General features: G+C 64.0%; 10 protein-coding genes. 3 read left to right on the top strand and 7 right to left on the bottom strand.

The genetic code is table 11. The annotated features are described in order from the left end of the window. Positions 1–182: 182 nt before the first annotated feature. The 3 genes from ACZ7GX_RS41685 to ACZ7GX_RS41675 form a co-directional block, all read right to left on the bottom strand. A complete protein-coding gene (locus ACZ7GX_RS41685) occupies positions 183–443 on the bottom strand; it encodes a hypothetical protein (protein ID WP_498785670.1) in 261 nt (86 codons plus the stop codon). Continuing rightward, positions 418–816 carry a hypothetical protein gene (locus tag ACZ7GX_RS41680; protein ID WP_498785668.1) on the bottom strand — a complete coding sequence of 133 codons (399 nt, stop codon included), beginning with the start codon at positions 814–816 and terminating at the stop codon, positions 418–420. Before ACZ7GX_RS41680 ends, ACZ7GX_RS41685 begins: the two co-directional genes overlap by 26 nt. Before the next feature lie 188 nt (positions 817–1,004). Next, entirely contained in the window at positions 1,005–1,397 is a 393-nt protein-coding gene (locus ACZ7GX_RS41675; protein ID WP_498785666.1) for a hypothetical protein, read from the bottom strand. A 136-nt stretch (positions 1,398–1,533) separates the two neighbouring features. Here ACZ7GX_RS41675 and ACZ7GX_RS41670 point away from each other — a divergent pair, with 136 nt between their 5' ends. Further along, positions 1,534–1,932, top strand: coding sequence for a GntR family transcriptional regulator (locus ACZ7GX_RS41670; protein ID WP_498785664.1), 399 nt, complete (start codon positions 1,534–1,536; stop codon positions 1,930–1,932). A gap of 127 nt (positions 1,933–2,059) precedes the next feature. Here ACZ7GX_RS41670 and ACZ7GX_RS41665 read toward each other — a convergent pair whose 3' ends face one another. Further along, entirely contained in the window at positions 2,060–2,401 is a 342-nt protein-coding gene (locus tag ACZ7GX_RS41665) for a hypothetical protein (RefSeq protein ID WP_498785662.1), read from the bottom strand. Beyond that, positions 2,398–2,724, bottom strand: coding sequence for a hypothetical protein (locus ACZ7GX_RS41660; protein ID WP_498785660.1), 327 nt, complete (start codon positions 2,722–2,724; stop codon positions 2,398–2,400). Before ACZ7GX_RS41660 ends, ACZ7GX_RS41665 begins: the two co-directional genes overlap by 4 nt. A gap of 176 nt (positions 2,725–2,900) precedes the next feature. Between ACZ7GX_RS41660 and ACZ7GX_RS41655 the strand changes: the two genes are divergently transcribed. Beyond that, positions 2,901–4,349: a hypothetical protein gene (locus ACZ7GX_RS41655; protein ID WP_498785658.1), complete on the top strand. Its 1,449-nt coding sequence runs from the start codon at positions 2,901–2,903 to the stop codon at positions 4,347–4,349. 11 nt (positions 4,350–4,360) lie between these two features. Here the strand turns inward: ACZ7GX_RS41655 and ACZ7GX_RS41650 are convergent, their stop codons facing one another. Beyond that, positions 4,361–5,008, bottom strand: a complete 648-nt coding sequence (locus ACZ7GX_RS41650; RefSeq protein WP_498785656.1) for an HAD family hydrolase — start codon at positions 5,006–5,008, stop codon at positions 4,361–4,363. Between the two features lie 652 nt (positions 5,009–5,660). On the opposite strand from ACZ7GX_RS41650, the gene ACZ7GX_RS41645 reads away from it, so the two are divergent. After that, the gene (locus ACZ7GX_RS41645) at positions 5,661–6,248 is read left to right on the top strand and encodes a hypothetical protein (RefSeq protein ID WP_498785654.1); all 588 of its coding nucleotides are present in this window, start codon (positions 5,661–5,663) and stop codon (positions 6,246–6,248) included. Positions 6,249–6,589: 341 nt separating this feature from the next. On the opposite strand, the gene ACZ7GX_RS41640 is transcribed toward ACZ7GX_RS41645, so the two are convergent. Continuing rightward, positions 6,590–7,028 (bottom strand): hypothetical protein (locus tag ACZ7GX_RS41640; RefSeq protein WP_498785652.1); only part of this gene is annotated, 439 nt, incomplete at its 5' end.

Below are 7,028 nucleotides of genomic sequence, written 5' to 3'. Positions count from 1 at the left end.
GCTCCACCCCAGACGACACCCACCACACCGTAGTGACAACACACCCCGCCACCAGCACCAACACACCTACCAGCGCCTAACTAAACGGCATTGCCGCCGATACGGGACGTCCAGCATGGCCAGGCGCAGTTGCCGCATGGACTTGTCCAGGCATTCCAAAGCCGTGGTCAGTTCCTGTGACATCAGACCTTCCACTCCTGAGTCTTCAGCTCGGTCTCATAACGGGCCGCTTGGTCTTTCAAGTTCGTCAGGCTCTGCTGAACCGTGGCGAGCAACCTCTTCAACTCGTCAGGCGGCGTGACCCGCCACGAACCCGGCGGAGAAGGGTTCTCCCGCATCTTGGCGATCAGCCTGTCCAACGGGCCAAACTGCTCCGTGACGAAGTCGATCGCGTTGACGAGGTTCGCGTACCGCTCCTCAGCTCGCTTGTTTTGCCCTGCCACCCACACCTCCCTCCTCGTGCGCAGCCGACCTCGTCAGCTCGCGCCACGCTTCCGCCACCTCGAACCCCAGCTCCGTGGGGAGCAGCAGGTTCACGGGAGCGCGAACGGCTCCCGTCCGCAGGACCACCGGCTCCGGCACCGGGAAGATCAAGGCGAGATTGCCCAGCCGGTGAACCGCTGCTGTCTCCCACGCCGCCGACCGCCGCATCCCGCGCGGCCCGACAGCACGGAACACCCGCCGAGAGCGCACGGTCAGCACGTAGCCGTCACCTTGCGAACAGATCCGACCGAGCGCGGTCATCGCTTCCTTCAACTCCGCTCCTTCCGGAGGCTCGACATTGACCTTGACCGGGTAATCGTTGACTTCGAGCACAACCCACCTCCGATATCGGGGACCACGGCAAACCCGGAACCGACGAAGCCGACTCCGGGCTCACCGAAAACCCCGGCGGCTCATCGTGCGAGCGCCGGATTCAGGCATGGCTCTACCCACTGTGGAATTGACAAAGATCAGGCAGCCCCGAGCAGGAGCTCGGAATAGTCAGAGCGCGGGTGCGCCGATCAGGCCACGCTGCGCACCGGTCGCGCCACCGGCTTCAGCCCGCCCGCCTTGAACCACAGACCGGCCGAGGCGATCTTGCGCGGGTCCACGCGGTCCGGGATCTCGTAGGTGTTCACCACCGCGTTGACCAGCTCCACGTACATGCCCTCTTCGAAACCCTCACCGGGGTCACCGGGCAGGTTGACGCGGATCTCCTCGCCCTTGCCCGCCTTGCGGCCCTCCACCGGCAACGGCTTGGCGAACAACGTCACCACGTACTGCACCTCACCCGACGTGCGGTCGACCACCGGCGTGACCGTGCCGTCGTCGGCTTCGCGCATCTTCGCGGCGGGAGCCTCCGTGATCATGAGCCGGTAGCCGTTCAGCATCACCGGCAGGTCCTGAAGCGCCATCTCGCGGTACCTCCACTTCCCCGGACGACCCCTTGCCGCCCTGTCGCTATAACCAACATAGCTAGTAGAGCTATAAGAGACACTAGGCCGATCGAGTTACTTCCAGCAGTGCTAGCTCTATCGCTACAGTCTGTCCATGCGCCCCGACGCAACCGACCGCAGACCTGCGTACCAGCAGATCGCAGACGACCTGCGCCACTACATCGCGTCCGACGAGGTCGAGGTCGGCGACAAGCTCCCGTCCCTGACCGAGCTTCAGACCAAGTACGGCCGCGCCGTGATGACGTTGCAGAAGGCGCTGGACCAGCTCCGCAACGAAGGGCTGGTCATCTCCCGCCAGGGCGAGGGCACCATCGTGGTGAAGAAGCCCGAAGCCCATGCGGGGGACAACGTGCCCTCACCGCATGAGCTTCGGCAGATGTTCGACCGCATCAACTCGGTCCTGGACGACCTCAGCCGGCGCGTCGCCGCTGTCGAGACTGAGGTTTTCGGGACCACGCCAGACGAGCCTCAACCCGACTCAGCCGATCACTGAGTTCTTCCAGGCGCACCAGGAGTTCGGAGGCTTGGGCGTGGAGATCCCGCCAGTCCTCCGCCGTCCACTCGTCCTCTTCAGACACCACGCCCCCTTGCCGTTCCCACCGAACCCCGAACCTCGACCGCTACACCGAGCAGGTAGCCACCTCCGCCGTCGCCGGCTTCGGACGCTCGCCGACGTCGGGCAGCCAGACCAGCCGCGCCCTCAGCTGGTGGCGCTTGCTGCTGAACAGGTGCAACGCGTTCTCGGGCTTTCCGAGACTCATGCGGGAGTGGTCATCCACTGCGAAGACCTCCGCACGGTCTTCGAACGCAAAGCCCCACGCGGCGACCCACGCGTCCACGCGTTCGCCGAACTCCTGCACCACGGCGAACACTCGCGGCGGAGCCGTCGTCACCATCGTGTCCAGCAGCCCCGCGAACTCCACTTCACCGCACAACGGCTTCAGGTTTTCGACCTCGTTCACTGGTCGACCTCCCCGTCCTCACGCTTCGAAGCCGTCAGGGCGTTCACCTCGTCAGGAGTCGTGCCCACCAGGGCGCTCAAGTGCTCGAAGTCGAGCGGTGCGAGCTTGGTGAGCGCTTCGCAGCGGTCGGCGAACCGCGTGGCCGACTGGGCCAGCTCACGCGCGAAGCTGATCGCGAGCTGCGCCCCACCCTCACGCCCCGCGATCTGCACCGTCAGCCGCGCATCACCGGACGAGATCACCAGGGACGGATGCCCCTGCGCCCGTTCCACCAACGCCGACTCGGCGTCCTCCTCCGGCTGGAGGAGCAAGTACATCCCCATCGGTTCGACCTCCGTGTACACCTGGGACTTACTCGACCAGATTCACGCGGAAGGAAGACCGATCCCATACCAATGGCTGATCAGATATCGGCGTCACCACTAACCGCAGGTCAGCACGGTAATCACCGAGTTACACTCCGAAGTAGGCGCAGCTCGACCAGGGGGTGAACGGCCACGTGACCACGTCCAAGCGACGCTGCCGCACGTGTGACACCTTGCTGGCCAGTGACAACCGGGGCGAACACTGTGGCCGCTGCACTGCGGCTTCTACACTCCGCGCCCCGACACTGCCGCCGGAGTTCTGGGCCAAGCCCACCCTCCGCGAGGCGTTCGAGTCGCGCAACATCGGCCAGGTCTTCCGCGCCTACCGCCAGGCCCAGAACCCGACCGTCCCACAAGCCACCCTCGCCGCCTGGCTCGAACTCACCCAAGGCCGCGTCAGCGAAGTCGAACGCTCCCGCCGCCCGGTCACCGACCTCGAACGCCTCGAACGCTGGTGCAACGCCCTCCACGTCCCGCGCCACCTCCGCTGGTTCGACGGCACCGCGCGGGAAGTCCACGACGTCCGCAACCTCTACGCCAGCCGCAGCGTCGACCCGAGCCCGGCCTACTCGCCCCACCAGTCATGGGCGCCGGTCGACCAGCCACCACCCCAGCCAGCGCAAGAGCTGGACATTGTGCAGGTGGGCATCCCACGGCTACGCCGCGCGCTCGACATCCTCGACCTACCCGACGACGGTCCCACTCGAAGCCTCCCCGAGCTGGCCGCCGACGTCACCCGCATGAACGAGCACCGCCTCGAAGCCCGCTACGCCGAACTCGTCCGTCACCTGCCCGCCCTGATCGGCGAACTGGCCCGAGCCCGCCAACTCCTCGACCCATCAGACCGCCGTCACGTCGCGTCTCTACTGACCTTGGCCCTACGCGCCGCCGACGGCGTGGCCTACAAGTACCGCTACTTCGACCTGTCGGCCCGCCTCATCGACCTCATGCGCGCAACAGCGAACGAGTCCGACAACGCACTCCTACCCGCCGCAGTGGCCTACGTGCGCACCGAAACGTTCTTCGCCAGCGGCGACCTCCACACCGCCGCACGAGCCCTCGACCACGCCGCGGACCAACTCCCCACCCGCGACCTGAAACAGGCACCCACCGCAGCCGCCTTCGGCGCACTCCACATGCGAGCCGCAGTCGTCGCCGCCCGAGCAGGCAAGGCCGACATCGCCGCCGACCACCTGCTCACCGCCCGCTACGCCGCTCACGCCGCACCCGAAGGCATCTACCAGGGCACCGCCTTCGGCCCGGCGTCTCTGCGCATCCACGAGCTGGCCGTTGCCGCCGAACTCCGCGACGCCGCAGGCATCCAACGTGCGTCCACCTGGCACCCGCCCGCCGAGTTGCCCGCCGAACGCCGCTCGCACTACTACATCGACTTGGCCCGAGCCCAACTCGACCTCGGCCGCCACGAAGACGCCTACCTGTGCCTGCAGGCCGCCCGCCAAGCCGCACCCGAACACGTCCGCGCCCACCCACAGGTCCGCCAAGCCCTGTCTGTGCTGCTGCGCACCCATCCGTCACTCAGCTCCGGTCTACTCGACCTGGCCGCCTGGGCGGGCGCTCGCTAAGCGGCTACGTCTCAGCCGTTCGCCAGCAGCTCCGGCAGGTCGTGCAGAGAGTCGATCACCCAATCGGCATCCCGACGCACCAACGGGTCATCGGCCCACAGGTACCCCCACGGCCCACGCCGAATCAACGCCGTACGCAGCCCAGCCGCCTTCGCCGCCACAACATCGTTGTCCCGGTGATCACCGACGTAGAGCACATCACCAGCCACCGCCGCAGGCGTCATCTCCACCACCCGCTCGAAGAACTCCGCCGCAGGCTTGGCCACACCCCACTCACCAGACGTCGCCAACCCATCGACCGGCAGCTTCAACCCCCGCAGCAACTCAGCCGCCCGAGCAGTCTGGTTCCCAGCCACCCCAACCCAGACCCCCAGCTCCCTCAACCGTGTCAACCCCTCCCGCACATCCGGGTACAGATCGCCCTCCTCGATGCGCTCCCCAACCCCAGCCTCCTCCCGCAACCGCCGCTCACGGGCGACATCGAACCCAGGCCGGAAGTACTGGAACGTCTCCGCGTTGTCCCGCCCCGACGCAGTCACCGCTCCAAGCACCGTCGAGAACGTATGCCGAGACACTCCAACCCAGTCCGCCCACGCACCCCACTCGCGCGAGTCATCCAACAACGTCTCACCCACGTCAAACACCACCGCCGCGACCATGCCCTACTCCTACGCCATCACCGCCCGCCACGCGACAGTGACGCTGACCTCCAGCGTGCGCCGAGATGGCCTGACCACGGTGTTCAGAGTTTCTTTTCTTCATCAAGGCGGCCCCCTTCGGGGGCCGCTGGCCGTTGGTGCCAGGCCGACGCCGAAGGACCGACGCCCCTGTAGTGCGGCACGCCCAAGCGGACCTTCGGCCCGCGGGCGTGCCGCGCGAGGAAGGGCACCGGTCCCGTCGTCGGCGAGGAACGGCCAGCGGCCCCCAAAGGCGTCCGCAAAAGGTCATAGATGCGCTCGCCGCGCGGCAGGCCAGCAGGATGACCGGACGGCACCGCCAGCTCGGCTACCAGCGCGGACCGGGTTTCGTGTCATCCCGCCGACCTCCACGGGGGCAACCACACGCGTCAAGGGGGCAGACCCAGCCCAACGGTCCTGCACGACGAAAGGTGCCCCCTTGACACGCGCGGTTGGGGCGAGCCAGGTCGGCGGGATGACACGAAGCCCTCTCTTGAGCGAACCAAGCTGTTGCGAGACTTGGAGCATCACCCCCCTTTCTTACGACTGGACCGGCAGAACAGACGCTCAACAGCTCGCACCAATCAGCGCAATACCGGTGGAAGTCGACTTTCCCTAGAGCTATAGTATCGGCATGATTGGCGACTCTGTTCCATGGAAAGAAGAGCTTCTGAAGATTGCCGAGCGACTGGAGAAGAAAAAGAGTCAGAAACGCTGGACGGAGCGAAGTTCGTTCATCGTTGAACGAGACATCATGGTAGGTGCTTATACTGTGCGAAAACTAATGGAAGCACACAAAGTATCGGACAAGCTGACGAAACAAGAATTTCATGTCAGGAGTCATGCACTGACAGGCAAGGCTCCGGACCTATACGGCAGATTCGAATTCTGGGAGTACTATAATGTAGAAGACTTTGAGATGGTCAGCCTTCCGCTATGGCAACTTTGCAATCAGGTTATCCATAGCTGGAACTGGAGCATCTCAGCCACTGGGGACACAGGGCTATTTGACGGCATTTTTATAAGCTCTGATCGCCAGCGCCGCATCTGCCTATACTTCATCGATGTCGATACGTTCGTGAGGGCCTTCAGGGAAGTCGGAGATGAAGAAATAACCAGTGTGGAGATGCGTCGAAACGCCAGTGGAGAAATGGAGTACACCAACATAATGGGCGTTCCGTGGAGCCAGTTGATCAACGGAAGTGGCAGCGATACAGATTAAGGCTGTCGCCTGTTCCGTGTAAGATTATCGCCATGCCTTACCCCTGCTGAACGACGGCAAGTGACCGCTGAGGACTGCGGAAGGTGTCCGACTTGCTACCGCGTCGTCACAGGTGAGAAGCGGTGTCCATCGAGCACAACAGACATTGACAGCAGCTCGCCCTAATCCCGAGATGACGGGTCGGGGCAAGCGCAGAATAATAGGCCGGGTCGGTGGTCGAGGCGCTCGACCGCTGCGGCTGTGGACAGCCCCACGCCTTGGCGGAATCGCCAGCCCGCAGGCTTGCTACGACATGGGGCACAGGCGCGTGCGGTTCGGCTGACCGCAAAATGACCGTATGCTTAGTCTTTTTTAGTTGCCTTCTCAGCGAGTTGCTTGAACCCCTTGCTCGCTGCTAAACAAGCGACAGTGATCGCTAGAAGTCCATCGAAGTTCTGTGCACGGTCTCCACTATCGCCATCGCCATAAGCCATACGAGCGATAAGCAAGACCCAAAACAAGGCCGCAGTTCCGCCAAGCCAGATCAGGTGATAAATAAAAGTCCTGGCCACGTCGAGATAGCTTGCCAACTCCGCCTCGTTCGCAAATTCTTCTTCAAGTGCCGCAATCGTTGCAGAAATATGTGGCTCAAGCTGTTTCAGGAATCTCTCAGATTCGATATTCTTGAACGCTTGACCCATCTCCACCACAGGCAACGCCGCGAGACCAGCAGTCAGCTTTTCGAAGTCGACGGCACCAATGGAAGATACCGCCATCTGCTGAGCCATCTCGTCGAAGGCG

It is taken from the genome of Actinosynnema sp. NPDC037264 (assembly GCF_055603705.1).
This window is presented reverse-complemented; position numbering and strand designations above follow the sequence as displayed.

Coding starts and splice junctions, on each gene's coding strand:
- ACZ7GX_RS41675 (WP_498785666.1), bottom strand. CDS start 1,397: ATGGCGCTTCAGGACCTGCCGGTGATGCTGAACGGCTACCGGCTCATG.
- ACZ7GX_RS41670 (WP_498785664.1), top strand. CDS start 1,534: ATGCGCCCCGACGCAACCGACCGCAGACCTGCGTACCAGCAGATCGCA.
- ACZ7GX_RS41650 (WP_498785656.1), bottom strand. CDS start 5,008: ATGGTCGCGGCGGTGGTGTTTGACGTGGGTGAGACGTTGTTGGATGAC.
- ACZ7GX_RS41660 (WP_498785660.1), bottom strand. CDS start 2,724: ATGGGGATGTACTTGCTCCTCCAGCCGGAGGAGGACGCCGAGTCGGCG.
- ACZ7GX_RS41645 (WP_498785654.1), top strand. CDS start 5,661: ATGATTGGCGACTCTGTTCCATGGAAAGAAGAGCTTCTGAAGATTGCC.